Origin of the sequence: Pseudomonas sp. SZ57 (genome assembly GCF_009495975.1) — a bacterium.
Taxonomy (GTDB): Bacteria; Pseudomonadota; Gammaproteobacteria; order Pseudomonadales; family Pseudomonadaceae; genus Aquipseudomonas; species Aquipseudomonas syringae.
This window is the reverse complement of the sequence record NZ_WIBD01000026.1, coordinates 43,919-69,405: the sequence shown is the minus strand read 5'-3', so window position 1 is coordinate 69,405 and position 25,487 is coordinate 43,919. Positions and strand designations below refer to the sequence as shown.

Annotated in this window: 20 protein-coding genes and 4 tRNA genes; 11 read left to right on the top strand and 13 right to left on the bottom strand. The window is 58.1% G+C overall.

Going from position 1 to position 25,487, the window contains the following annotated elements; translation table 11 throughout:
- The first annotated feature begins 20 nt into the window (after nt 1-20).
- The 6 genes from GE543_RS21635 (at nt 21) to GE543_RS21610 (ending at nt 7,580) form a co-directional block, all read left to right on the top strand.
- Complete coding sequence (locus GE543_RS21635) at nt 21-983, top strand: carbohydrate ABC transporter permease (RefSeq protein WP_153222335.1); 963 nt, start codon at nt 21-23, stop codon at nt 981-983.
- A complete protein-coding gene (locus GE543_RS21630; RefSeq protein WP_046269812.1) occupies nt 980-1,822 on the top strand; it encodes a carbohydrate ABC transporter permease in 843 nt (280 codons plus the stop codon). The genes GE543_RS21635 and GE543_RS21630 overlap by 4 nt, the downstream gene beginning before the upstream one ends.
- 27 nt (nt 1,823-1,849) lie before the next feature.
- On the top strand, nt 1,850-2,995 hold the full coding sequence (locus GE543_RS21625) for an ABC transporter ATP-binding protein (RefSeq protein ID WP_371927223.1): 1,146 nt from the start codon (nt 1,850-1,852) through the stop codon (nt 2,993-2,995).
- Entirely contained in the window at nt 2,992-4,506 is a 1,515-nt protein-coding gene (locus tag GE543_RS21620) for a glycoside hydrolase family 32 protein (protein ID WP_178118652.1), read from the top strand. The genes GE543_RS21625 and GE543_RS21620 overlap by 4 nt, the downstream gene beginning before the upstream one ends.
- Nucleotides 4,507-4,573: 67 nt before the next feature.
- Entirely contained in the window at nt 4,574-5,566 is a 993-nt protein-coding gene (locus GE543_RS21615; RefSeq protein WP_003414768.1) for a LacI family DNA-binding transcriptional regulator, read from the top strand.
- Between the two features lie 394 nt (nt 5,567-5,960).
- The gene (locus GE543_RS21610) at nt 5,961-7,580 is read left to right on the top strand and encodes a methyl-accepting chemotaxis protein (protein ID WP_046235449.1); all 1,620 of its coding nucleotides are present in this window, start codon (nt 5,961-5,963) and stop codon (nt 7,578-7,580) included.
- 591 nt (nt 7,581-8,171) lie between these two features.
- On the opposite strand, the gene GE543_RS21605 is transcribed toward GE543_RS21610, so the two are convergent.
- From GE543_RS21605 to trpC, 4 genes are all read right to left on the bottom strand, one after another.
- On the bottom strand, nt 8,172-9,353 hold the full coding sequence (locus GE543_RS21605; RefSeq protein WP_371927222.1) for a glycoside hydrolase family 10 protein: 1,182 nt from the start codon (nt 9,351-9,353) through the stop codon (nt 8,172-8,174).
- A gap of 221 nt (nt 9,354-9,574) precedes the next feature.
- Nucleotides 9,575-10,870, bottom strand: coding sequence for a glycoside hydrolase family 68 protein (locus tag GE543_RS21595; protein WP_004409836.1), 1,296 nt, complete (start codon nt 10,868-10,870; stop codon nt 9,575-9,577).
- 11 nt (nt 10,871-10,881) lie between these two features.
- Nucleotides 10,882-11,067 carry a Com family DNA-binding transcriptional regulator gene (locus tag GE543_RS21590; RefSeq protein WP_010207371.1) on the bottom strand — a complete coding sequence of 62 codons (186 nt, stop codon included), beginning with the start codon at nt 11,065-11,067 and terminating at the stop codon, nt 10,882-10,884.
- A gap of 523 nt (nt 11,068-11,590) precedes the next feature.
- Nucleotides 11,591-12,391 (bottom strand): indole-3-glycerol phosphate synthase TrpC, encoded by an 801-nt coding sequence (trpC, locus tag GE543_RS21585; protein WP_046235446.1) that lies wholly within the window; start codon nt 12,389-12,391, stop codon nt 11,591-11,593.
- Between the two features lie 645 nt (nt 12,392-13,036).
- Here trpC and GE543_RS21580 point away from each other — a divergent pair.
- On the top strand, nt 13,037-13,936 hold the full coding sequence (locus tag GE543_RS21580; RefSeq protein WP_046235445.1) for a DMT family transporter: 900 nt from the start codon (nt 13,037-13,039) through the stop codon (nt 13,934-13,936).
- A gap of 271 nt (nt 13,937-14,207) precedes the next feature.
- Here GE543_RS21580 and GE543_RS21575 read toward each other — a convergent pair.
- The 7 genes from GE543_RS21575 to rluD form a co-directional block, all read right to left on the bottom strand.
- Nucleotides 14,208-14,284 (bottom strand) — tRNA-Pro (locus tag GE543_RS21575).
- 97 nt (nt 14,285-14,381) lie between these two features.
- Nucleotides 14,382-14,457: transfer RNA gene (locus GE543_RS21570), tRNA-Lys, on the bottom strand.
- Between the two features lie 5 nt (nt 14,458-14,462).
- Nucleotides 14,463-14,539: transfer RNA gene (locus tag GE543_RS21565), tRNA-Pro, on the bottom strand.
- 29 nt (nt 14,540-14,568) lie between these two features.
- A tRNA-Asn gene (locus GE543_RS21560) sits at nt 14,569-14,644 on the bottom strand.
- A 293-nt stretch (nt 14,645-14,937) separates the two neighbouring features.
- Entirely contained in the window at nt 14,938-17,502 is a 2,565-nt protein-coding gene (gene clpB, locus GE543_RS21555) for an ATP-dependent chaperone ClpB (protein ID WP_024664665.1), read from the bottom strand.
- Nucleotides 17,503-17,673: 171 nt separating this feature from the next.
- Nucleotides 17,674-18,402, bottom strand: coding sequence for a peptidoglycan editing factor PgeF (pgeF, locus tag GE543_RS21550; RefSeq protein WP_371927221.1), 729 nt, complete (start codon nt 18,400-18,402; stop codon nt 17,674-17,676).
- Nucleotides 18,399-19,361 carry a 23S rRNA pseudouridine(1911/1915/1917) synthase RluD gene (gene rluD / locus GE543_RS21545; protein WP_153222331.1) on the bottom strand — a complete coding sequence of 321 codons (963 nt, stop codon included), beginning with the start codon at nt 19,359-19,361 and terminating at the stop codon, nt 18,399-18,401. Before rluD ends, pgeF begins: the two co-directional genes overlap by 4 nt.
- A gap of 149 nt (nt 19,362-19,510) precedes the next feature.
- On the opposite strand from rluD, the gene GE543_RS21540 reads away from it, so the two are divergent.
- The 4 genes from GE543_RS21540 (at nt 19,511) to GE543_RS21525 (ending at nt 23,814) form a co-directional block, all read left to right on the top strand.
- The gene (locus tag GE543_RS21540; protein WP_003371138.1) at nt 19,511-20,533 is read left to right on the top strand and encodes an outer membrane protein assembly factor BamD; all 1,023 of its coding nucleotides are present in this window, start codon (nt 19,511-19,513) and stop codon (nt 20,531-20,533) included.
- 119 nt (nt 20,534-20,652) lie between these two features.
- Nucleotides 20,653-20,892, top strand: a complete 240-nt coding sequence (locus tag GE543_RS21535; RefSeq protein ID WP_011266590.1) for a PP0621 family protein — start codon at nt 20,653-20,655, stop codon at nt 20,890-20,892.
- Nucleotides 20,882-22,474, top strand: coding sequence for a PAS domain-containing sensor histidine kinase (locus tag GE543_RS21530; RefSeq protein ID WP_371927220.1), 1,593 nt, complete (start codon nt 20,882-20,884; stop codon nt 22,472-22,474). Before GE543_RS21535 ends, GE543_RS21530 begins: the two co-directional genes overlap by 11 nt.
- Nucleotides 22,475-22,476: 2 nt before the next feature.
- Complete coding sequence (locus tag GE543_RS21525; RefSeq protein ID WP_153222330.1) at nt 22,477-23,814, top strand: sigma-54 dependent transcriptional regulator; 1,338 nt, start codon at nt 22,477-22,479, stop codon at nt 23,812-23,814.
- A 129-nt stretch (nt 23,815-23,943) separates the two neighbouring features.
- Here GE543_RS21525 and thiO read toward each other — a convergent pair whose 3' ends face one another.
- Both thiO and GE543_RS21510 read right to left on the bottom strand, forming a co-directional pair.
- Nucleotides 23,944-25,047, bottom strand: coding sequence for a glycine oxidase ThiO (gene thiO, locus GE543_RS21515; RefSeq protein ID WP_153222329.1), 1,104 nt, complete (start codon nt 25,045-25,047; stop codon nt 23,944-23,946).
- A gap of 25 nt (nt 25,048-25,072) precedes the next feature.
- On the bottom strand, nt 25,073-25,480 hold the full coding sequence (locus tag GE543_RS21510; protein ID WP_046235440.1) for a type IV pilin protein: 408 nt from the start codon (nt 25,478-25,480) through the stop codon (nt 25,073-25,075).
- Nucleotides 25,481-25,487: the final 7 nt, after the last annotated feature.

Here is a 25,487-nt window from a genome sequence, read left to right as displayed (position 1 = left end):
CCACACGTAAGGAAATCAACATGCCTGTCTCTTCTACCGACTACCCCGGAGACGACGAGCTCGTCACCCGGGAAACGCCTGTACAACGTCGCAGGCTACGCGCCGCCTGGCTGTTTCTGACGCCGATGCTGGTGTGCCTGATCCTGGTGGCGGCCTGGCCGTTGCTGCGCACATTCTGGTTCAGCCTGACCGACGCCGATCTGTCGGATACCGGCAGTGGCTCATTCGTGGGCCTGAGCAATTATCTGCTCTACGACGGCGTCATCTGGTCTGGCGTTCTGGTCGATCCGCAATGGTGGAACGCAGTGCGCAACACCCTGCATTTCACCGTGGTGTCGGTCGGGCTGGAAATGGTTCTGGGACTGGCAGTGGCGTTGCTGTTGAACGTCAAGTTCACCGGCCGCGCGCTGGTGCGTGCGTTGATTCTGATCCCTTGGGCGATTCCGACCATCGTCTCGGCGAAGATCTGGTCATGGATGCTCAACGACCAGTTCGGCATCATCAACCACATGATGCTGGGCCTGGGCCTGATCGACGCGCCGCTGGCCTGGACGGCAGATGCGGACCTGTCGATGTGGGCAGTGATCATCGTCGACGTCTGGAAGACCGTGCCCTTTGTCACCCTGCTGATGCTCGCGGCACTGCAGATGCTGCCAAGCGATTGTTACGAAGCCGCACGGGTCGACGGCATTCATCCGGTGCGGGTGTTCTGGCGTGTCACCTTGCCGTTGCTGATGCCCGCCTTGTTGGTCGCCGCGATCTTTCGCATCCTCGACTCGTTGCGGGTCTTCGACGTCATCTACGTCCTGACCTCCAACTCCTCCAGCACCATGAGCATGTCGGTCTATGCCCGCCAGCATCTGGTGGAATTCCAGGACGTCGGCTACGGCAGCGCCGCCTCCACCCTGCTGTTTCTGGTCGTGGCCGTGATTGCCATGCTTTACCTGTACCTCGGACGCCGCCAGCTGGAGGTGCGCTCATGAACCTGCGCCAACTGAAGAAAGCGCTACTGCGTCTGGCCTTCTGGGGCCTGGTCGGGATCGTGCTGCTGTACGCGATCTTCCCTTTCTATTACGCCGTCCTGACCTCGCTGAAACCGTCCAGCGCCTTGTTTGAAGTGAGCTACTGGATCACTGAAGCCGACTTCTCCAATTACGCAGCGGTCCTCAGTCAGGCGTCATTCCTGCAGGCCATCGCCAACTCACTGGTGGTTGCGCTGAGTGTGGTGGTGCTGGCGCTGTTCCTCGGCCTGACGGCGTCCTATGCCTTGGGCAGGGTCAAGTTCCGAGGGCGCGGCACGGTGCTGATGATGGTGCTCGGGGTCTCGATGTTTCCTCAGGTCGCGGTGCTGTCAGGCCTGTTTGAAGTGATCCGCGCACTGGGTCTGTACAACACCTCGTGGGCGCTGATCCTGAGCTACACGATTTTCACCCTGCCCTTCACCGTCTGGGTGCTGACCACGTTCATGGGGCAACTGCCGCATGAACTGGAAGAAGCGGCAATCATGGATGGCGCATCGCCTTGGGTCACGCTGACCCGCGTGCTGCTGCCGTTGCTGTGGCCCGCACTGGTCACGACCGGCCTGCTGGCGTTCATTGCCGCGTGGAACGAGTTCCTGTTTGCCCTGACCTTCACCCTGACAGACGCGCAACGAACGGTCCCGGTCGCCATCGCCCTGATCTCGGGTGGCAGCTCCCACGAATTGCCCTGGGGTCTGTTGATGGCGGCGTCGGTACTGGTGACCGTGCCACTGGTGATTCTGGTGCTGATCTTCCAGCGCCGCATCGTTTCCGGCCTCACTGCCGGCGCGTTGAAAGGTTGATGCACACAACTGACAAGGAACAGCATCGTGATGAAATTGAAGCTAGCCAACATCAACAAGCAATTGGGCGGCACGCGTATTCTGCGCGACGTCAGCCTGGAGATCGCTGCCGGTGAGTTCGTGGTGTTCGTTGGCCCGTCGGGCTGCGGAAAGTCGACGCTGCTGCGCTTGATCGCCGGACTGGATTCGATCTGTGCTGGCGACCTGCTGATCGACGGACGGCGGGTCAATGACCTGGAACCGCGCGAGCGTGGTGTCGGTATGGTCTTTCAGTCCTACGCCCTGTACCCGCACATGAGCGTCTACGACAACATCAGTTTTGGCCTCAAGCTGGCCAGGACGGAAAAAAGCAGCCTGCGCGAACGCGTGCTGAAAACCGCGCAGATCCTGCAACTGGACAAACTGCTGCAACGCAAACCCCGGGAACTGTCCGGCGGGCAGCGTCAGCGTGTGGCCATGGGCAGAGCCATGGCGCGGGAACCGGACATCCTGTTGTTCGATGAACCGCTCTCCAACCTGGACGCCTCGTTGCGGGTTCAGATGCGCAACGAAATCGCCCGGCTCCACAAGCGGCTGGGCTCGACGATGATCTACGTCACCCACGATCAGGTCGAGGCGATGACCCTGGCGGACAAGATTGTCGTGCTCAACAGCGGCCAGGTCGAACAGGTCGGCTCGCCACGCGAACTCTACGAGCGCCCTGCCAGCCTCTTCGTCGCCGGTTTTCTGGGCTCGCCGAGAATGAATTTTCTGCCCGTGAGCTTGCAGGCACCGGGTCGCAGCAGCCTGATCGATATCCCGGCACTGGGCATGAAATCCCTGCCCTTCGACAGCTCGAATCTGACCGAGGATGCGCAACTGACCCTGGGTGTGCGCCCGGAGCACATCACCCTCAATGCTGCGAACAATGGCGTTGGCGTCACGGTATCCGGTGTCGAATACCTGGGCAGCGAGGTCTATGTGCACCTGGCTACCGGGGCGAGCGAGCCCTTGATTTGTCGCTGCGATGCCAAGGCCGGCTGGCAGGTGGGCGACCAGGTCGCGCTGCAATTCGACGACAGCAACCTGCACCTGTTCGACGCCGATGGCCTGGCCCTGAAGCGCCACGCAGACGCCAGTCAACACCTGACACCAGGCACCACACCGCACCTCGTACAAGCAGGCACCCTATGAGTTTTTCTGCAAATGCCATGAGCAACCCGATGTCTCCCGCCCTCGAGCGCGCGCACCATGCGCTGGAAGAGGGTCTGTCGCAGCTCGTCCACGATTATCGGCCCGGTTATCACCTGGCCCCGCCGGCAGGCTGGATGAACGACCCCAACGGGGTGGTGTTCTTTCGTGGCGAATACCATGTGTTCTATCAACACCACCCGTTCGACGCGAAATGGGGCCCGATGTACTGGGGCCATGCAAAGAGTGCCGATCTGGTCCATTGGCAACACCTGCCCATTGCCTTGGCACCCGGTGATGACTTCGATCGGGACGGCTGTTTTTCCGGCAGTGCAGTGGTGTGTGGCGACACCCTGGCGCTGATCTACACCGGGCACACATGGCTGGGTGAAGTGGGCGACGAGCGCTTTATCCGTCAGGTGCAGTGCCTGGCCACCAGTACCGACGGCATCAGCTTCAGCAAACACGGCGCCGTCATCGACACCCCGCCGCAAGACGGGATGATTCATTTCCGTGACCCGAAGGTCTGGCGACAGGATGGTCACTGGTACCTGATTGCCGGCGCACGCCTGGGTGAAAAACCGCTGCTGCCGATCTATCGATCCAAGGACCTGCACGCGTGGGAATTCGTCAGCTATGTGTCCACAGGCGACGAAGGCGACGGCTATATGTGGGAATGCCCGGACCTGTTTGGCCTCAATGGACGCGACGTACTGCTTTACTCCCCCCAGGGCATGCCGGCAAAGCGCTACGAGCGACTGAACCGGTTCCACACCGGCTATCGAGTGGGCCAGGTCGACAATCAATGGCAGTTCACCGGCGGGCCTTTTATCGAGCTGGACAGCGGCCACGATTTCTATGCGGCGCAGACACTGGTGGCTGCCGATGGCAGGCGTCTGCTGTGGGCCTGGATCGACATGTGGGAAAGCCCGACCCCAACCGAGGCACATCACTGGCGCGGCATGCTCGGCCTGCCGCGAGAACTTGAAGTGCGCGAAAATCGCCTCTGCGTACAACCCGCACGCGAGCTGACAGCGCTGCGCAACGAGTCACTGCCAGGCACTCCCTGGTGGAGCGAAGCCGGTAGCCAGTGGCTGGCCGACATACACGGCGACATGCTCGAAATCCACGTGTACCTGGACCTGCTCGACTGCACCGAAGGTCACCTGGGCGTGGCATTGCGCTGCAGTCCGGATGGCCAGGAGCAGACTCTGCTTTACTACGATGCGTCGCTAAAACGCTTGGTACTCGACCGTACTCAATCGGGTACCCACGTCAGCGGTCAACGCAGCGTAGCGATAGATCCACAACAGAATCAGCTTGAACTGCGGATCTTCCTTGATCGCTCGTCCATTGAGGTGTTCGAGCAAAACGGCAGTTTCAGCTTCAGCAGCCGCCTTTATCCACAGACCGACAGCCTGGGGGTGAAGCTTATTGCCAACGGAACCGGAGGCCGAGTCTGCATTGCCGACGCTTGGCAACTCTCCTCGGGATACCTGTCGGTAAATCATTGAAGTCGCGAAAAAAATCAGGTCTCTGTAGCATGATAATCATCAGTCAACCCGACAGGCCCCGCCTCGCATGACCTCAGTTAAAGACGTTGCAAAACTGGCCGGTGTGTCCCTGATGACGGTGTCTCGGGCGCTCAATGATCCGGGAAAGCTGAGCCCCGAGACTTATCAGCGAGTGCGCAACGCGATCGATGAGCTTCAATTCGTCCCCAGCCTGTCGGCTCGCCGGATTCGCGGCGACAACCTGCAGACCCGAACCATCGGCGTATTTGCCCTGGACACCGCAACGACGCCGTTTGCGGTCGAGCTGCTGCTGTCCATCGAACAGACCGCGCAGCAGGCAGGCTGGAACGTCTTTATCCTCAACCTGCTGAGCAATCCGCCCACCGACCAGAACATCGACCTGATGCTCTCGCACCGCCCCGACGGGTTGATCTTCAGCGCCATGGGCTTACGCAAAGTAAGTATCCCCCAGCGTTTGAAGAGCAAACCGCTGGTGCTCGCCAACTGCGTAGCCGATGACAGCAGCCTGGTCAGTTATGTGCCGGACGACGAAACAGGTCAGTACCGCGCCTTGCACCACGCGTTCAGCAAGGGCTATCGACGCCCGCTGTTCATCAACCTGCCAAAACAGAGCCTGGCCTGGGAAATCCGCCAGGCGGGTATGTTGCGTGCCTGCGAGGCATTCGGCCTGGCTCGCGACGAACTCCTGCAATACAACCTGTCCGAGCATGACGCTTATTGGGAAACCGCCGCCATCCTGGCCCGGCACATGGTGGATGGCCGTCCGCAGTTCGACATTCTGATCTGCGGCAATGACCGCATTGCCTTTTGTGCCTACCAACTGCTGCTGGGCCAGGGTCTGAAAATCCCTGGCGATGTCGCCGTATTGGGTTATGACAACATGATCGGCATCGCCGAGCTGTTCATTCCTGCGCTGACCACGGTGCAACTGCCGTATTACGAGATCGGTCGCAACGCCGCCCGGCACTTGATCGAAAGCCTTGAAGTGTCGGGCTCCCAGCCGGTGGATTGTCCGCTGGTGGTCAGAGAATCGTTATGAAGCCTTGCGTGGGATAGCCCACGCATCGAGTCGTCACGCGGGACGATCCTGACAAAAACGACGGCTATTGAGTTCTGATTGACGCCCCTGAAACGCTGACCGTATTGAATGGTTACGATTGAGAGGGGTGAGAGCGGCTGGGCGTATGCCCCCCTAAAAGCTTGGCTTTGTCCTTCTGTTTCAATCGCCTACTGATGAATAGCTGCAACTAAGCAAGCTGCACCACCCTTCGCCTACATAAGTTTCCGCCCCAAAAAAGCGCACTAAAAACTAAAGAAACACAAAAATGTGCACAACTAATACAGCAACTAATTCTCACACCCTAAAGTTATACTATTAGTAGCCGATAGTTCTACAACCGTGAAAAATCAATTCTACAAGGAGGTCAGTGGCAATGAGAAACCTGAAAGTATCTGCGCGCGCAGCACTCAGCTTTATGTTTATTGCGCTCCTATTGGTCGCCTTGGGCGGTATTTCAGTATGGAAAATGGGGGAAATTCGCGAGACGGCCAGAGACCTTGAAAACGACGCCCTGGCCAGCGTGGTGGTTGCAGACAGAATCAACGCCACGATGCTGCGCCTGCGCCTGGAAGTCCGCAGAATGCTGTCCCAGACCAATCCGCAGGACATGGCCACTACGACCGGCATGATCGCTTCGCTGAGCGAAGAGTTGAAAAAGCAGGTAGCCCTTTACGCCCCGTTTGTCGCCAGCGATAAAGAAGGACAACTGTTCAAGGCCGTGTCTGAAAACACCGATAAAGCACTGGTTGCATTCGATCAGGTGACTGCACTTATCCGTAAAAACGCAGCCAACGAAGCGCTGGCCTACCTGAGCTCCAATGTCACCCCTGTTACCCGTCTTCTCGACGACGCTGTAAACGGACTTGTTCAAATGAACATTGACGAGGCCGCCAACTCAGGAAAAGAATCCGAGGATTCGTATCAAAGCGGCTTAACGTTTGTGATCTTCATTATTGCAGCCGCGACGCTGGCGACGATTGTGCTGGCCGTGCTGTTTACCAAAAGTATCGTTGCACCATTGCGCGACATGCTGCGGGTCAACGACACCATCGCCAAGGGTGATCTGCGCAGCGTGATTACCGTCACGGGCAAAGACGAATTCTCCGACCTGATGCGCGCTACCCAGGTGATGCAAAACAACCTGCGCGATACGATCAAGCTGATCGGCGATTCATCCACTCAACTGGCGTCCGCCGCCGAGGAAATGAATGCGGTCACCGAAGAGTCGAGCAGAGGTTTGCTGCGCCAGAATAACGAAATCGATCAGGCAGCCACCGCCGTCAACCAGATGACCGCTGCAGTCGATGAGGTGGCGCGTAATGCTGCCGCGGCATCGGATGCAGCCAAAGCCTCTGATCAGTCAACCCGCACCGGCGCGGCACGGGTGACCAGCACGGTCGACGCCATCGAGAAACTGAGCAAGACCGTGCAGAACACCAGTGCCGATGTAGAGCGTCTGGCCGTGCAGTCCAAAGACATCAGCAAGGTATTGGAAGTCATTCGTACGATTGCGGAGCAAACCAATCTCCTGGCCCTGAACGCGGCAATCGAAGCGGCCCGGGCAGGTGAACAGGGACGTGGTTTCGCGGTGGTGGCCGATGAAGTCAGAGCGCTTGCACATCGCACCCAGACCTCGACCCAGGAAATCGAGAAAATGATTGGCGACATCCTCACGGGCACTGCGCAGGCCACCAAGGCCATGAGCGAAAGTTGCGACCAGGCCGATGGCACACTCACCATCGCTCATGAGGCCGGAGCAGCGCTCACGCTGATCGCGAAAGCAATCAATGAAATCAACGAAATGAACCTGATGATTGCGACCGCATCGGAGCAGCAGGCGCAGGTCGCACGTTCGGTCGACGGCAACCTGATGAGTATTCGCGATCTTTCCATCCAGAGCGCAACGGGGGCCAATCAGACAGCGGCGGCCAGTTCCGAGCTCTCAGTGCTTGCTGCAGACATGAACAAGCTGGTGGCAAGGTTTTCGCTCTAAGGGTTTTCTACTGCTTCGGGTCGTGATGCTGTGGATACTGATTCCACGGCATTCTTGGCACGCTTACCTGAAGATCCATCTCACCGCGATTAACTCAACATCTTCACGCCACAGAAATCGTGGTCGGTCAGAACGAGTACACCAGCATTTTCTGTTGCCCATTCTGCCCCGCAAGAAATACCAGTACATCGAACGGGTGTCGGTCACTCCCTCAAAACAGGTCTGTAATCGATGAGCATTGACTTCATGGTGCCTGACGTCCAAAAGCTGCCGCCGCTGACTAGGCTTTGTACGAAAAGTCGGCGAGCGAAGGTCAGGCGAGGCAAAAACAGGCGAGGAAGCGGAGTCTACGTGTTGTAAATGAGCATTCCGAGCCTGTTTTTAACGAAGCATCACCGAGCGCAGCCACTTTTCGTACAGAGCCTAATGCCCAGATGTTGGCCGGAGCGCCGCCCGGTGAGAAATGGGCGCAGATCAGCAGTTACTTCACGCCAGGTCGCTCCTGCAAGTAGCCTGGCTGCACGAGGGTTTACGGACTTGCACGGGGCTTAAGTGCACTTTCTGTTACGTGCCCCCCAAACAATAAATATATTAGACGTCGGCCCAGCGACGCTTCAGGTAGTCAACCACCTGCTGAGTCTGTGAGGCCCGCAGAAACATATGTCGAAAAAACATGCACCCGGATACCTCAGTCAGAGAATCATTCAGGTCAAGCTGACGGGTCATTTCAGGCACGCCTCCCTCAACCGTCCAGTCGGGCTCGGCTGCTGATGCCGTTCCCACTTTATACAGAGCCATACCAATATATAACGCTGTGCCGGTACCCCTGACGGTATCCGCCCACCACTGTGTGATGACGTCATAGCGGGCAACCTCCCGGGCAAACGGCCAGTAGACCTGTGGGGCGATATAATCAATGATGCCGTCAATGACCCATTTCCGCGTGTCTGCATACGCGAAATCGTAATTAGGCGCACCGGCCTGCGTATCAGACCCCAGCGGGTCGTCAGATTTATTCCGCCAGACGCCTGCCGGGCTAACGCCAAACAAGACATCTGTGTTAACTGCGGCTATTTTTTTATGACATGCCTCAACCAGCGAGTAAGTGTTATTCCGTCGCCAGTCGGCCTTTGTGGTAAAGGTCGTATTGTAGGTCTGGTAGGTAGCATCATCATTGAGCAGGGAATCGGCGGATTCATAATAAAAGTAATCGTCGAACTGAATGGCATCCACATCGTATTGAGTGACAATTTCTTCAACAATGCTACTCACCCACGCCTGAACTTCAGGTATGCCGGGATCGAGAACAAAGCGCTTCGCTGAAGTGCATGTCCATTCAGGATGCCGTTTAAACACACTGGCCGGCGAGTCAGAGGATGAGTTATTCAGCTCTTCTATTGTGGCATCACTGGTGTTCATTGATACGCGGTACGGGTTCACCCATGCGTGCAGCTCAATATGACGAGCGTGCGCCTGCTCAACAGCATAAGCCAGTGGGTCGAAGCCGGGATTTTTCCCGAGCGTCCCCGTCAGGTATTTCGACCATGGAAGCAGGTCTGATGCGTAGAATGCATCTGCGCAGGGAACAACCTGGAATATAACCGCATTCATTTTCATTGCCGCAATGTCATCAAGAATGCCGGTCAACTCTTCTTTCTGTGCACTGACACGTGCGGCCTCATCAGTGATGGCCAAAGACGAGACTGACGGCCAGTCAAGATTCGTAACGGTTGCGACCCAAGTCGCCTTGAGATTTTTAGTCGCGGTCGCCACTGCGGTTTCTCCTTTGTGTAGGGTTCTGAGGAAACGAAATACGCTGTCCATGCATGGGCATTTTGAAATACCTATTCATTAACGAGTACGACACCTTCCAAGACGCTGGTAGGTAACCATGGCCGAGCAAATCATCGCGATGAGCAAGCTGCTGGTCTGAACGTCTGAAAAGAACGCCTGCTCGCACAGGCGCTCTTCAGGCATCGTACGCGGACGGCGTGTCAGCTCAGTTGCACGTCTTTCATCGCAGGAATGTAACCGTAGTCATATTCTTCCTGCACGAACGAGCGATCCCCCTTCAACAGGATTCTCACCGTGGGCGCTTCGGTGCCGCCGATACGATAATCCTCACCTTCGGTGGGTACGCTGTCGATGAATGAAGTCACCAGACCGTTCGGCATGACGCAGTGGGAATACGTCTGGAAAGGCTGCTCGGGCGGATTGCCGAGCACCAGGCCGGAAGCGTTCATTGGCCGGTACGGACCGAACAAATGTTCGCCGACAAAACCGTAGACACCGTCTGGCCCTGTAACGCCATCGGCATACGTAAACTTGTGACTGATGGTGAACAAGTAATACTTACCGTCTTGAAAGACGTAGTGCGGGCGCTCGGTCTGATCATTCACGCCGACGGCTGTCACCAAAGGCGGAAGTATCTCCCACTCTTCACCACTGAGATCTTTTGCGACCGCCAGACCGATACAACCTACCTGAAATCTGGCCCCGCCCACCTCTTCATGACCTGGTGGCACAGGACCCAGCTCGACACTCCCTACTGTGTGCGAGCCCCGTTCACCGGCGACGTTGCCTTCAAACACCATGTACAACTTGCCGTCACGGGGGTCAATGAACGGGCTGGGGTCGCGAAAGTTCCAGCTCGAGTTCTGCGCTTCGGTTTGATAGTAGGTGCCGTCGGCCTCGAACAGTTTTTTGACCTGGGTAAAGTCTTTCAACTCCACGCCCTGATCGGACGTCACAATACGACCACGTACTTTGGCGATCGCTGCGCCGGGCGTGACGCAGGTGTAATAAAGATCAATATCGCCTTTGTCATTCAACAATATCGGGGTGCCCGCCCACTCTCGCGTGGTGGGCGATACCCCCTCGGCCATTACACGACCACCAAAGATCCAGTCCTTGCCGGTACGCGAGTACCAGTAGCACATGCGTGCGCGGCCATGACGATCTTCCCAGTCACGCTTGATGTCATAGCGGCCATTGGCGTCGAGGTATTGCGGATCATTGGGATGACGGTCAGCCGTGAGGGTCAGGATGACCGACCAGCCGTTGACCGAAACCACCGTGCCATCCAGCTCGCGCAGCGGCATGGTGTCCCAGATGAATACCGTATCACTCATGACCGGGAAGTCGGCACTGACCAGTGGCTGCGTGGTGGTCGGGTCATTTTCATTGACCTTCAGCGCATCAGCGCGGGACCAGACAGTGGGTGCGTAGTTGATGTTACCTGCTAGAGGACTATTTTTGAGCTGGCTTACAGCAGAGCTGCTAGTGGACATAATTGATACCTTTAAATAGCTTTGGGAGGCAGCAGCGACGCTGCTGTACCTCTTTCGCTCAAAGGCGATAACTCAAGGCTCACGGCCTTCACATGATTCAGCGTCCCGCAGCGGGAGCACTTGATTTGGAGTTCTGTGTAGTCACCCATGCGAGCCAGCAGCTTCTTGCACTGTCCGCATCGGTAGTCTTTCAACATTTGCACGGGTCTCCTTGTATTTCGCCCAATAAAAAACCCCGCCGAGGCGGGGTTTGGGGTGGATCGCAATGTATCGGTTGGCGCCGATAAAAAGCCCGTATCCGATGGCTGCCCTGAGGCGCAAATCGCATATCGTGGTGTCTTTTTACCCCCCTCCGGAAAAGCTGAAAAGGGGCCATTTCGGAGTGGGTCGAGTCTGGCCGGAGTTCAACAAGAGTTCGACCACAGCTGAGCAATCGACCCGGATAGACGGTGCGGAACAGCACTTTGATTGGAGGCGCGATGGGGCTTATCACCCTTGATGACGACACGCTCAGCCGCCCTCAAGCGGAAGTGGCTGCGATGAGCAGGTATCGTTCATGAGTCCTGCTTATCTTTCAATTAAACACCGCCAATAGACTCATCCAGAGTTTTCCAAGGCGTCGACATCTAATTAACAGTATCCAGATCAAGTTGGACACTCTCCGCAGGCTGCATCAGAGGAGCGCATAACCGCCCCTCTGAGCCGGGAGTTTCCTACGCGTCAGTCAGCGCTGCCGGTCAGCAGTGTTCTTGTCGCCGCTACAACATCCTCTTTGCGCATCAGGCTTTCGCCGACCAGAAAGGTAGTAATGCCGGATTTTTTGAGTCGCAGGCAATCGTCATGGTTGCCGATGCCACTTTCACCGACCAGCAGTTTGCCTGCGGGCACCATGGATGCCAGTCGCTCGCTTGTGCCGAGGTCTACTTCGAAGGTATGCAGGTTGCGATTATTGACGCCGAGCAGCGGAGAAGACAGTTTGAGCGCACGCTCCATTTCATGTTCGTCATGCACTTCCACCAGGACGTCCATCCCCAACGTCATGGCCGCACTTTCAAGTTCGGCAGCCAGGTCATCACTCAATGAGGCCATGATCAACAATATGCAGTCCGCGCCCCAGGCACGTGCCTCATACACCTGATACGTATCGAACATGAAGTCTTTTCGTAACACAGGAAGGGCGCAAGCGTTTCGCGCATCGATGAGAAACTGCGGCGAGCCCTGGAAGCTTGGCGTGTCGGTCAGAACGGATAAACAGGCGGCCCCACCGGTTTCATAAGCCTTCGCCAGCTCGGGCGGGTTGAAGTCTTCGCGAATCAGGCCTTTTGATGGACTGGCTTTCTTTATTTCTGCAATTAAGCCTATCAGGCCCTGCTGCTCTTTTGCTTTCAGTGCTTTATAAAAACCGCGTGGGCTGGGTTGTTCAAAGGCAAGCTGCTTGATGCGGCTTAGTGGCAAGTTCGCTTTCGCCGTTTCTATCTCTTGAAGTTTATAATGTTTTATTTTGTTTAGAATATCACTCATGGCAGTCACTCATATTAGCGGGCAGTCTATTGAATTAAACCCTGTGGCGTCTCGACGGACACATGCTCATGATCGCCCTCTGGCAATATTTAAATGAGCGTACATTCACTGATCGAGAAATAATAATTAAATTTAATTTATCCACCTTTAGACACACTATCGTATTAATATATCATGCTCGCTTATGATGTAAACCCAGGGAATACGGTCTCTGTAACATACATCACAACTGAACCCGGACGATTAAGATGGCGAAACAATATCAACTTTCCGGCGCAGCCTTGCGATTTACCCGGGTGAGTCCACGCACTGGCTGTGACCACTGGCAATTCTGCCGATCGGCATACCGGCAAGCCTGAAGTATCTGCTGGGTCAATCGGCTGATTCGCAGCCCCAGCAAGCGGGACCTGCTTTCAGTGGCCGTGTGCCAAAGTCTGCTCGCACTGCTTTCGACGCTCGTGTCAGGCGTTGAGGATTACCTGCTTTATGGGTTGCTGCCGTATTTGACAACTTTTCAGGCCTTGACCTGGTTCATCGAACTCGTCGAACATTAACGATGATTGCCAAGGCCAGCGTGGATCTGCAGGCCACCCGCAATCGCTTCAGTCCTCTCAAACGACAAACCAGCGACAGGGAACGTCATCAATGCCATCCAATTTCAGCAAGGGCGTTATCTTTGCGCTCTCCGCCGCTGCACTGAACGCAACCATTGGTGTGCTCAGCAAGGTACTCATGAGCAATGGCTTCACTTCCAGCAGCGTTGCCGTCATCAAAACGATACTGGGGTGCATCCTGCTCTCGATCGTGCTGCTTTTCCTCAAGCGTCCGACATCAGCCGCCAAATGGAGCCAGGCAGCGATCTGCGCGTTCCTTGGCATTTTCGTGCTGTTCCATTTCGAAACATCCGCCTACCGGCATTACGCTGCGGCGGGTGTCGTCGTCGTACTCATGGCCAGTGCCTCAATCTCGTCGATCATTCTGGGGCGCCTGTTACTGAAGGATGCCATCACTGCAAACGCAACCGTGGGTGCCGCACTTGCCATCTCAGGGATTGCAGTGATCTTCGGCGCTGATTTGCAACAGGGCTTCACTCTGGAAGGTGCAGCGCTGGCCTCGATCGCAGGCTGTGGCTACGGAGCGTTTTCAGTTGCCATGAAAAAAATGGGCGTTTCGGGAGGCCTGCATTTCACTCGTCAACTGCTCTTCTTCGGCAGCCTGTACCTGCTGATGCCTGCCACCGCCGATGGTTTCGTGATTGGCGAGCTGTCATCAATGGCCATCGCCGCACTGCTGGCGCTGGCCGCCCTGCCGACCATCCTAGGCTTTTTCTGCACGACCAAGGCCATTGAGTACCTCAAGCCATCCCAAGTGCAAGCGCTTGAACTCACCGAACCGCTGTTTGCGGCACTGCTGGCATTTGTAGCCCTCAATGAGGTACCGCGCGAAAGCCTTTATCTGGGAGCGGCCCTGATCATCGCTGGTTTGTGTTTCTCCAACGAACTGATACGCCTGGGTCACAAAGTGCCGACGCGGGCCAGTCAGTAAGGCAGGCAGCGGCCTGTCAGTTGCGAGCACGCTGACTCCAGTACCCGATGTCATGCGTGAGGCCCCGTACACAAGCATTCGCTCGGTACGGGGCGCTCCGGTTTTACATCGCAGCTTGCTGATACCAGAGTCGCATCAGGCAGCGGCTGAGCGCGATCTCACCTGAAAATGCACCCAACAAAAAAGGCGTCCCGAAGGACGCCTTTTCTGTTGGACTCAAAACGACTGTTCTTGAGTCCTGATCTTCAACCCTGATACAGCTGGGCGAAAATGGTCGGGGTAAGGGGATTCGAACTCCTGACATCCTGCTCCCAAAGCAGGCGCGCTACCGGACTGCGCTATACCCCGATGATGCTAAAAAACACCTCCGAGGAGGCGTTTTCTATTTGGGTGACGCTTGTGGCGTCACTCCCTAAGATCCAGCCAGATACAAACTGACCAAAAATGGTGGGTCGTGTGGGATTCGAACCTACGACCAATTGGTTAAAAGCCAACTGCTCTACCAACTGAGCTAACGACCCAAATATGGTCGGGGTAAGGGGATTCGAACTCCTGACATCCTGCTCCCAAAGCAGGCGCGCTACCGGACTGCGCTATACCCCGACTGAAACTGCATTGAACCTTGCGAAATCTGGCTCCACGACCTGGACTCGAACCAGGGACCCAGTGATTAACAGTCACTTGCTCTACCAACTGAGCTATCGCGGAACTATCGATTTCAGATTCAACTTTACAACCTGTCGCCTTGAAATCAGCTTGCTGTTAACTCGTTGATTTCAATCTCATCGACCTTTGCGCTTCGTTTGTATCGTTGCGTTCACGTCTCTGAGGCGCGCTATTCTACAATTTTAAAAACACCTGTCAACCCTATAAATTGCTTTTTAAGACAATGATTTGCGATTTTTTTTCAGATCGCCTCTCGGGCCTGATTCTACTGCTGACCGCGCCTCAAAAAAAGGCCCTCGGTTCGAGGGCCTTCTATAGAGCGTTGACGAGCGCAGTCAGACAAACGTGATCTCGTCGTCGACCACCTTGCCGGTGATGGTCGTGCCGGGCATGAAGCTGCCCGAGAGGATCATCTGCGCCAGCGGGTTCTCGATCCAGCGCTGGATCGCCCGCTTCAGCGGCCGTGCGCCATAGACCGGGTCGTAACCAACGGCGATCAGCTTGTCCAGCGCCTCGGGGCTCAGGGTCATCGACAGCTCGCGCTCGGCCAGACGCTTGCGCAGGCGACCCAGCTGGATGTCGGTGATACCGGCGATCTGATCACGCGCCAGCGGTTCGAAGATCACTACTTCATCGATCCGGTTAACGAACTCCGGACGGAAGTGCGTACCGACTGCGTCCATCACCGCAGCACGCTGCGCCTCACGATCACCGACCAGTTCCTGGATCTGCGCCGAGCCCAGGTTGGAGGTCATGACGATCACGGTATTACGGAAGTCCACCGTGCGCCCGTGGCTGTCAGTCAGGCGTCCGTCTTCAAGCACCTGCAAGAGGATGTTGAATACATCGGAATGCGCCTTCTCGACCTCGTCGAGCAGAATCAGCGAATACGGTTTGCGACGCACGGCTTCGGTCAGGTAGCCGCCCTCTTCGTAACCAACGTAGCCTGGCGGCGCACCGATCAAACGAGCCACGGAATGTTTCTCCATGAACTCGGACATGTCGATACGCACCATCGCCTCTTCGGTGTCGAACAGGAACTCGGCCAGCGCCTTGCACAGCTCGGTCTTGCCCACGCCGGTCGGGCCGAGGAACATGAACGATCCGCTCGGACGATTAGGGTCGGAAAGCCCGGCACGCGAACGACGCACGGCATTGGAGACCGCGACCACCGCTTCTTCCTGGCCGATCACCCGGTTGTGCAGCAGGGTTTCCATGCGCAACAGTTTCTCGCGCTCGCCTTCGAGCATCTTCGACACCGGGATACCGGTCCACTTCGACACCACTTCGGCGATTTCTTCCTCGGTCACCTTGCTGCGCAGCAACTGGTTTTCCGGCTTGCCGTGCTGGTCGACCATTTGCAGGCTGCGCTCCAGGTCGGGAATGATCCCGTACTGCAACTCGGCCATGCGGTTCAGATCGCCCCGGCGGCGCGCAGCTTCCAGCTCCTGACGAGACTGTTCGATTTTCTGCTGGATCTGTGCCGAGCCGGTGACCTCGGCTTTTTCCGAAGTCCAGATTTCTTCAAGATCCGCGTACTCAAGCTCAAGACGCTCGATTTCGCCCTGGAGTTTTTCCAGGCGCTTGATCGCCGCCTCGTCCTTTTCCTTCTTGAGGGCCTGAGCCTCTACTTTCAGCTGGATCAGGCGACGCTCAAGGCGGTCGAGCACTTCAGGCTTGGAGTCGATCTCCATGCGAATGCGGCTGGCCGCTTCATCGATCAGGTCGATGGCCTTGTCCGGCAACTGGCGGTCGGTGATATAGCGATGGCTCAGCTTGGCCGCTGCGATGATCGCGCCGTCGGTGATGGCGACCTTGTGGTGCACTTCGTAGCGCTCTTTGAGGCCACGCAGGATCGCGATGGTGTCTTCTTCGCTTGGCTCGTCGACCAGGACTTTTTGGAATCGACGCTCCAGCGCCGCATCCTTCTCTATATATTGGCGGTACTCGTTGAGCGTGGTGGCGCCGACACAATGCAGCTCGCCACGCGCTAGCGCAGGTTTGAGCATGTTGCCAGCGTCCATCGAGCCTTCGCCCTTGCCGGCACCAACCATGGTGTGCAACTCGTCGATGAACAGAATGATCTGGCCTTCCTGCTTGGACAGTTCGTTGAGCAGCGATTTGAGGCGCTCTTCGAACTCGCCACGGTACTTGGCACCAGCAATCAACGCGCCCATGTCCAGCGACAGCAAGCGCTTGCCGCGCAGGCCATCGGGTACTTCGCCATTGATGATGCGCTGCGCCAGGCCCTCGGCAATGGCGGTCTTGCCCACGCCAGGTTCGCCGATCAGCACCGGGTTGTTCTTGGTGCGGCGCTGCAGGACCTGAATGGTGCGACGAATCTCGTCATCACGTCCGATCACCGGGTCGAGCTTGCCCTCTTCGGCACGCTTGGTCAGGTCGACGGTGTACTTGTCCAGCGCCTGACGCGACTCTTCGACGTTCGGGTCATTCACGGCACCTTCGCCGCGCAGGTTGTTGATGGCATTTTCCAGGGCCTTCTTGCTGACGCCCTGCCCCAGCAACAACTTGCCGAGCTTGCTGTTCTCGTCCATTGCCGCGAGCAGCACCAACTCGCTGGAAATGAACTGGTCGCCTTTCTGCTGCGCCAGACGATCGGCCTGGTTGAGCAGGCGCGCCAGATCCTGCGACATGTTGACGTCGCCGGTCGGGTTCTGGATTTTTGGCAGGCGGTCCAGCTCTGCACTCAGTTCCTTGCGCAGGCTGTTGATGTCGAAGCCTACCTGCAACAGCAGAGGCTTGATGGAACCGCCCTGCTGCTCAAGCAGCGCCTGCATCAAGTGCGCAGGTTCGATGGCGGGATGGTCGAGGCCAACGGCCAGCGACTGGGAATCGGATAACGCTAACTGTAATTTACTGGTCAATCTGTCGATACGCATTTGTCACCTTCCTTTAATGCAGGCCGGAGCAATGAACACACCTATAAAGAAAACCTGCTGAATAGCCAGTTAGATGCGGACGATTCTGCGCGTTTCAAGCGGGCCGGGGTTGATACAGATCAGACGAGTGCTCAGGCAAGCCTAGCTGGCTTGTGCAAAACAGCCCGGCAATCAGGCGTGTTCGATCCAGATCAGCGAGGCGAAACGGCCAGTACTCGCGGCACGGCGGTAGGAAAAGAAGCGCGGATCGGTGAAGGTATCCAGCCCGCCGCCGTACACGGCAGAGATACCTTGGGCTGCCAGTCGTAACCGGGCGAGCGCGTAGATGTCGGCCATGAAACGATCAGGATTCGAACTGGCGACAAACGCAGCGGCTGTCTGCGGGTGGCTTGCGGTAAAGGCCTCGCGCACCTCGGGACCCACTTCGAACGACGGCTGACCGATAGACGGTCCCAGCCAGACCATGATGTCTTCGGGAGCACTTTGCAGGCTGTTGGCCGTCGCTTCCAGCACCCCGGCCGCCAGTCCACGCCAGCCGGCGTGCGCTGCTGCTACCCGCGAGCCGTCACGACGGCAGAACAGCGCGGGCAGGCAATCGGCGGTCATGATGGTGCAGGCCACGCCATGCGTGCTCGTCCAGCTGGCATCGGCTTCAACGACGCGGGATGGATCGGCAGGTACGACGTCTACGCCGTGCACCTGCTTCAACCAGGCGGGCCGAGCATTGAGACTGGCGGTCAGGCGCTGGCGATTGGTCGCAACGGCCTGCGGGCTGTCATCGACGTGATCGCCCAGATTGAAGCTGTCGAATGGGGCCAGGCTGACCCCACCCGAGCGAGTGGTAACGCAGGACTTGATCTGTGCTGGCGCAGGCCAGTCAGGTATCAGCCAGTCATTCACCCGATGAACGCCTCGCGATCCTGCTTGAGCAAGGACAGCAACCAGACGAAATCGTCCGGCAACGGCGATTCCCAGCTCATGCGCTTACCGGTGGTCGGATGATCCAGCTCCAGGAAGCGGGCATGCAACGCCTGCCGCGGGAAGGTCTTGAGCGAATCGACCATGGACAGGCTGGCCGCTGGCGGAATACGGAAACGACCGCCATAGGCCGGGTCGCCGACCAACGGATAGTTGATATGCGCCATATGTACGCGAATCTGGTGAGTACGCCCGGTTTCCAGCTTGACCCGTACATGGGTGTGCGAGCGGAAGCGCTCCAGCACGCGGTAATGACTGACCGCCTGCTTGCCGCCTTCCATCACCGCCATGCGCTGGCGCTGCTGGCCGTGACGGCCGATCGGCGCGTCGATCTTGCCGCCTGCGGTCACCACGCCAATCACGATGCACTCGTAGATACGACTGACGCTGCGACTCTGCAACTGGGTAACCAGCTGTGTCTGCGCCTGAATGGTCTTGGCGACCACCATCAGACCGGTGGTGTCCTTGTCCAGACGGTGCACGATGCCGGCACGCGGAACATTGATGATGTCCGGCACGTGGTGCAGCAAGGCGTTGAGCAGCGTGCCATCGGCATGACCGGCAGCCGGATGCACCACCAGCCCGGCGGGCTTGTTGATGACGAGGATCTGGTCGTCTTCATAGATGATGTCGAGCTCGATGTCCTGAGCGACCCATTCACCCTGGGCCTCCTGCTCGGCAATCAGCTCGAGAACAGCGCCACCGTGCACGATGTCGCGAGGGCGCAGAACGCCTCCGTCCACAGTCAGGCGGCCGTCCTTGATCCAGGCGGAAAGGCGCGAGCGCGAGTGCTCAGCGAATAATTGTGCGGCGACTTGATCGAGGCGTTGACCGCCCAATTCGGACGGCACCTCTGCGCGAAGTTCTATATTTTCGGACATGACCAGACTAGGTGGCGGCTAGCCTTTGGTTTCGGCAGCGCGCTTGTGGTTAAATACGGCGTCTTTTGTCCCGCCGGTATCGCGGGGCGCTCATCATAACAGGACGGCCCCGCCCAAGACAGCAGGCCGTTATAGGGACGCAAGCCGCCATGCAAGTGAAACACCTGCTGCTGATCGCCATCCTCGCATTGACTGCGGCCTGTTCGTCGAAGGAAGTCATCGACGAAAACCTCAGCGAAGTCGAGCTGTACCAGCAGGCGCAGGCCGACCTGGGAAATAACAGCTATAACAGTGCCACTGAGAAGCTCAAGGCGCTGGAATCTCGCTATCCGTTCGGTCGCTACGCCGATCAGGCTCAGCTCGAGTTGATCTACTCGAACTACAAAAATGGTGAACCCGAAGCAGCCAAATCCGCTGCCGAGCGTTTCATCCGCCTGCATCCGCAGCACCCGAACGTCGACTACGCGTATTACATGAAGGGCCTGACCTCCTTCGACCAGGACGTGGGCCTTCTGGCGCGCTTCCTGCCGCTGGACCAGACCAAGCGTGACCCGGGTGCTGCCCGCGACTCGTTCAACGAGTTCGCCCAGTTGACCAGCCGCTTTCCGAACAGTCGCTATGCGCCTGACGCCAAGCAGCGCATGATTTACCTGCGCAACCTGCTGGCGTCCTACGAAATCCACGTAGCCGACTACTACCTGACCCGTCAGGCCTATGTCGCCGCCGCCAACCGCGGCCGCTACGTAGTGGAAAACTTCCAGGAGACGCCTTCGGTCGGCGACGGTCTGGCAGTGATGGTCGAGTCTTATCAGCGTCTGCACCTTGACGACCTGGCTGCCACCAGTCTGGAAGTGCTGAAGACCAACTACCCGAACCACCCGCAACTGGCTGACGGCAAATTCACCCCGCGTGAAGCAGAAGCCGATAACCGCTCATGGCTGTCGAAAGCGACCCTTGGCCTGATCGACGGTAGCGCACCGCTGCCACCGGGCCAGACCCGCGCCGATCAGGACATGAAGAAGCAGTACCAGGACGCCAAGGACTCCATTCCGAAAGAGCTGCTGCCGGAGAATCAGGCCGAGCTGGACGAGCAGGCGGAAAAAGACGCCGAAGCGAAAGGCACCAAGAGCCGTTCGTGGTTCAGCTACATGACCCTGGGTCTGTTCGACTGATCCTGAGCGCATGAAAAAAGAGGCCTTCGGGCCTCTTTTTTTGTGCATCAATTTTGCCACTGTGCGCCCGCTCGCGGCTTGGCTACACTGCGCCATCGTCAATCACTAAGCTGGTAGTCATGATTCGCTTACTTATGTGGGTCGCGTTGATCGCGGCGGTGGTCTGGTTCGTCAAGCGTCTGATCAATCCGCCCAAGCCCAAACCCCGCGCCGAGCCGCCTGAACTGGCGTCGACACCCATGGTGCGATGCGCGCAATGTGGCGTTCATCTGCCACAGGATCGTGCGCTGAGCCAGGCACAGCAATGGTATTGCAGCGAGGCACACCGGCTGCAAGGCCCCGCGGCACGTGACCGCTGACTCACCGTCCCTTGTCAGCCCGCAGGCACAGCGGATTCTGCGGCTGTACCACCTCTATCGACTGACCATCGGCATCGTACTGGTCCTGTTGATTTCCAGCAGCCTGGAAACCGAGCTGCTGCAACTGGCCAACCCGAACCTGTTCCGCTCGGGCTGCTGGTTGTATCTGGTGTTCAACATTCTGGTCGTCGTGCTGCTGGAACGCCCCAGCCGTCAGGCACAGTTTTTCGGCCTGGCGATGACCGACGCGATCATGCTCTCCGCGCTGTTCTACGCAGCCGGCGGGCCTTCCAGCGGTATCGGCAACCTGTTGATTGCCTCGGTGGCGATCAGCAACGTGTTGCTGCGCGGCCGTATCGGCTTGTTGATCGCTGCGGTTTCGGCCATCGGCATCATCTACCTGACGTTCTACATCAGCTTCGGCACACCCTCGGTTTCCAACGACTACGTGCAGGCTGGCTCGCTGGGCGCCTTGTGCTTCGCCGCCGCCCTGCTGGTGCAGGCGCTGACAGCGCGCATGCAGGTCAGCGAGGTACTGGCCGAACAGCGCGCGGCGGATGTCGACAGCCTCGAAGCACTCAACGCACTCATTCTGCAACGCATGCGTACCGGCATTCTGGTGCTGGATGCCAATCACCAGGTGCTGCTGGCCAATCAGGGTGCCTTACACCTGCTGGGTCAGGAGCAACTGGTCGGCCAGATCATCGACACCTGCTCGCCACAACTGGTCGAACGCCTGCGCCAGTGGCTCGTCAATCCAATCATGGTGCCGCGCAGTATCACCACCGCCCCCGTCGGGCTGGTGCTGCAACCGAGTTTTGCCACGCTCAACCGTGGCGATCAGCGTCAGACGCTGGTTTTTCTCGAAGACCTGTCGCAGATCGCCCATCAGGCGCAGCAGCTCAAGCTCGCCGCACTGGGACGCCTGACCGCCGGGATTGCCCATGAGATACGCAACCCGCTGGGCGCCGTCAGTCATGCGGCTCAACTGCTTAATGAATCGGAAGAGCTCAGTACAGCGGATCGACGCCTGGGGCAGATCATTCATGAGCAGTCGGGACGCATTGACCGGGTCATCGAAAATGTCCTGCAATTGTCGCGCAGACGCGAAGCGCAACCCGAACTGCTCGATCTGAAAACCTGGCTGGAACACTTTGTCGCTGAATTTCGCAGTTCCGCTGCGCTCAATCAGTCGATTCATATCGACATCAGCCCCGGCACGCTGACAACCCGCATGGATTCTGGACAACTGACGCAGATCATGAACAACCTGGTGCAGAACGGCCTGCGCTACAGCGGCAAAAATCATCCGTCGGCACAGGTCTGGCTGAAACTGCACAATGACCCGAGAAGCGAGTTGCCTACGCTGGAAGTGCTGGACGACGGGCCGGGGGTCAGCGAGCAACACCTGAGCAAGATGTTCGAACCGTTTTTCACCACAGAGAGCAAAGGCACCGGCCTTGGTCTATATCTGTCACGTGAACTGTGCGAAAGCAATCAGGCGCACCTGGAATATGCGCCCCGCCCCACGGGTGGCAGTTGCCTGCGCATTACCTTCGCCCACCCGTTCAAGACGAGCTGAGCATGAGCCAACGGCAAAAAATCCTGATAGTCGATGATGAGCCGGATATTCGCGAACTCCTGGAGATCACGCTGGGACGCATGAAACTCGACACGCGCAGCGCCCGCAACGTTGCCGAAGCCCACGACTGGCTGGCCCGCGAGCCGTTCGACATGTGCCTGACCGACATGCGTCTGCCTGATGGTAATGGCCTTGAGCTGGTGCAACACATACAGCACGGCTACCCCCACGTGCCGGTGGCGATGATCACTGCCCACGGCAATGTGGATACCGCGATCAACGCGCTGAAGGCCGGGGCTTTCGACTTTGTGACCAAGCCGGTCGACCTCGGCAGGTTGCGCGAGCTGGTCAATAGCGCGCTGAGCCTGCCCGGCGCACCACCCACGCGAAGCATCGACAATCGCCTGCTGGGCGACTCGCTGGCAATGCGTACCTTGCGCAATCAGATCGGCAAGCTGGCCCGCAGCCAGGCGCCGATCTACATCAGCGGCGAGTCGGGCAGCGGCAAGGAGCTTGTAGCGCGTCTGATCCACGAGCAGGGCCCACGCATCGACAAACCTTTCATACCAGTGAATTGCGGTGCCATCCCTTCCGAACTGATGGAGAGCGAATTCTTCGGCCATCGCAAAGGCAGCTTCAGCGGTGCCCACGAAGACAAGCCCGGTCTGTTTCAGGCGGCGCACACCGGCACGCTGTTTCTCGATGAGGTCGCCGACCTGCCGCTGGCCATGCAGGTCAAACTGCTGCGCGCCATCCAGGAAAAATCCATTCGCAGCGTCGGCGGCCAGCAAGAGCAGATCGTCGACGTGCGCATTCTGTGCGCCACCCACAAGAATCTGAATGCGGAGGTCGCGGCCGGTCGGTTCCGTCAGGATCTGTATTACCGATTGAACGTGATCGAAGTGCGCGTGCCCTCGTTGCGCGAGCGGCGTGAGGATATCGACCAACTGGCAGCCAGCGTGCTCAAGCGCCTTGCCGGGAACGGCACACAACCCGTCGCGCGCCTGAACGCGCAGGCGCTGGAAACGCTGAAGAGCTACCGCTTCCCCGGTAACGTGCGCGAACTGGAAAACATGCTGGAGCGCGCCTACACGCTGTGCGAGAACGATGAAATCCACGCCAGCGACCTGCGCCTGACAGAGTCCGCCAGCCCTCAGGAGAGCGACGGGCCGAGCCTGGCCGACATCGACAACCTTGAAGACTACCTGGAAAGCATCGAACGCCAGCTCATCCTGCAGGCACTGGAAGAAACCCGCTGGAACCGCACCGCTGCAGCAGAAAGGCTCAGCTTGTCGTTCAGGTCACTGCGCTATCGCCTGAAGAAACTGGGCCTGGATTGAATGCGTTGCGCGGCGAAAAACGTGTGACGCAGAGCGTCATGAAAGGCGTTCCCGCGCTGGAGCGTGCGGAACGATAGGTGCGCGCGAGAACATCGTCGCGCCCCACGCTCCGCGTGACCGACAGGATGACTAGCCTGCGAGGCGACCAGTCGGCGCGTAGGGTGCCGGATCGATGATCGGCTCGCGCTCCAGCAGCAGGTCAGTGATCAACTGGCAGGACGCCGGAGCCAGCACCAGGCCGTTGCGGTAATGCCCGCAGTTGAGCCACAGGCCGTCAAAACCTTCCAAAGGTCCGATAAAGGGGATGCCTTCGGGCGAGCCAGGGCGCAGGCCTGCCCATTGGGCGACCGGCTCGGCATGGGCCAATGGCGGAAGCAATTCGACGGCCGACGCCTTCAAACTTTCCAATGCGGCCTGCGTGGTGGTTTTGTCGAACCCTTCATGCTCCAGGGTGCTGCCGATCAGGATATGCCCGTCACGACGCGGGATCGCGTAGCGCCCTTTCGCCAGCACCATGCTCGACAGAAAGTCCGATGCACACTTGTAGAGAATCATCTGGCCTTTTACCGGCTCGACCGGCAACTCCAGACCTAGGGTCTTGAGCAACTCGCCGCTCCATGCACCCGCCGCCAGAATCACCCGATCACCGGTGATATCCCCTGCTGGTGTCTGCACACCCGAAATCCTGCTGCCTTCACGGGTAAAGCCGCTGACTTCACAGTGCTCGCGAATCTCGACATTGGGCAATGCCAGCAAGGCGGCCTTGAGCGATTTGACCAGACGGGGATTACGTACGTTGGCCACATCGGCCATGTAGATCGCCCGCGAATAGCCCTCACCCAGCACCGGCACGGCATCATTTACCGCCGAGATATCCACGCGGTTCAACGAACGCTTTTCGCGGGCAGCCCATTCAAGCGCAGACTGCTCGTCATCAAGATCGAGCCAGTACAGGCCGGTCTTGTGCACTTCAGGGTCGATACCGGTCTGAGCCAACAAACGCTCGGCGAGGTACGGGTAGAAGTCCTGCGACCAATGCGCCAGCGCGGTGACCGCAGGGCTGTAGCGCCACGGGTAAAGCGGCGAAACAATCCCGCCGCCCGCCCAGGAAGATTCCTGGCCAGCGCCCGAACGATCCAGCAGCACGACGCTGGCCTGCTCGGACGCCAGATTGAAGGCGGTCAACAGACCTATGACGCCACCGCCTACGATGACTACTTTCTGCTTGGACATCTTGGTCTCGTGACAAGAAAACGATTTAGCGGCCCCAGCAGTCTTTGACAGTGACGCCGCTGGTTGCGCCCGTGTTGGTACGCGCTCCGGTGTTAGTGATCACGAAACTGCCGCACTTGTCGCCAGCCATCAGCGTGCCAGCGAGAGGGTCAGCTGTCAGGGTGAAGTCGGTGGCAGTGAGGGTCGGCGTTATCTTGTAGTACGTATTACCTAAGCTCACGTTGGCCCCCATGTAAGTGGGCTGGGGGGTCGCTCGTGAGTAAAACCGCTCCAGCGCCTGGGTCTGCTCGGACAGCAGACTGGCAATCGCCGACCGCTGGGTACGCTTCACATATTCGGTGTAGCTGGGATACGCGATGGCCGCCAGAATACCGACAATCGCCACGACGATCATGAGTTCGATCAACGTAAAGCCCCTGGATGTCGCTCGCATGTCTAGT

What these genes read in the sequence shown, in the direction of transcription:
- GE543_RS21635 (WP_153222335.1), top strand. Translation starts at nt 21, where the DNA reads ATGCCTGTCTCTTCTACCGACTACCCCGGAGACGACGAGCTCGTCACC.
- GE543_RS21615 (WP_003414768.1), top strand. Translation starts at nt 4,574, where the DNA reads ATGACCTCAGTTAAAGACGTTGCAAAACTGGCCGGTGTGTCCCTGATG.
- thiO (WP_153222329.1), bottom strand. Translation starts at nt 25,047, where the DNA reads ATGTCCAAGCAGAAAGTAGTCATCGTAGGCGGTGGCGTCATAGGTCTG.
- GE543_RS21510 (WP_046235440.1), bottom strand. Translation starts at nt 25,480, where the DNA reads ATGCGAGCGACATCCAGGGGCTTTACGTTGATCGAACTCATGATCGTC.
- rluD (WP_153222331.1), bottom strand. Translation starts at nt 19,361, where the DNA reads ATGTCCGAAAATATAGAACTTCGCGCAGAGGTGCCGTCCGAATTGGGC.
- GE543_RS21580 (WP_046235445.1), top strand. Translation starts at nt 13,037, where the DNA reads ATGCCATCCAATTTCAGCAAGGGCGTTATCTTTGCGCTCTCCGCCGCT.
- GE543_RS21630 (WP_046269812.1), top strand. Translation starts at nt 980, where the DNA reads ATGAACCTGCGCCAACTGAAGAAAGCGCTACTGCGTCTGGCCTTCTGG.
- GE543_RS21525 (WP_153222330.1), top strand. Translation starts at nt 22,477, where the DNA reads ATGAGCCAACGGCAAAAAATCCTGATAGTCGATGATGAGCCGGATATT.
- trpC (WP_046235446.1), bottom strand. Translation starts at nt 12,391, where the DNA reads ATGAGTGATATTCTAAACAAAATAAAACATTATAAACTTCAAGAGATA.
- GE543_RS21535 (WP_011266590.1), top strand. Translation starts at nt 20,653, where the DNA reads ATGATTCGCTTACTTATGTGGGTCGCGTTGATCGCGGCGGTGGTCTGG.
- GE543_RS21620 (WP_178118652.1), top strand. Translation starts at nt 2,992, where the DNA reads ATGAGTTTTTCTGCAAATGCCATGAGCAACCCGATGTCTCCCGCCCTC.
- GE543_RS21540 (WP_003371138.1), top strand. Translation starts at nt 19,511, where the DNA reads ATGCAAGTGAAACACCTGCTGCTGATCGCCATCCTCGCATTGACTGCG.
- clpB (WP_024664665.1), bottom strand. Translation starts at nt 17,502, where the DNA reads ATGCGTATCGACAGATTGACCAGTAAATTACAGTTAGCGTTATCCGAT.
- GE543_RS21590 (WP_010207371.1), bottom strand. Translation starts at nt 11,067, where the DNA reads ATGTTGAAAGACTACCGATGCGGACAGTGCAAGAAGCTGCTGGCTCGC.
- GE543_RS21595 (WP_004409836.1), bottom strand. Translation starts at nt 10,870, where the DNA reads ATGTCCACTAGCAGCTCTGCTGTAAGCCAGCTCAAAAATAGTCCTCTA.
- GE543_RS21610 (WP_046235449.1), top strand. Translation starts at nt 5,961, where the DNA reads ATGAGAAACCTGAAAGTATCTGCGCGCGCAGCACTCAGCTTTATGTTT.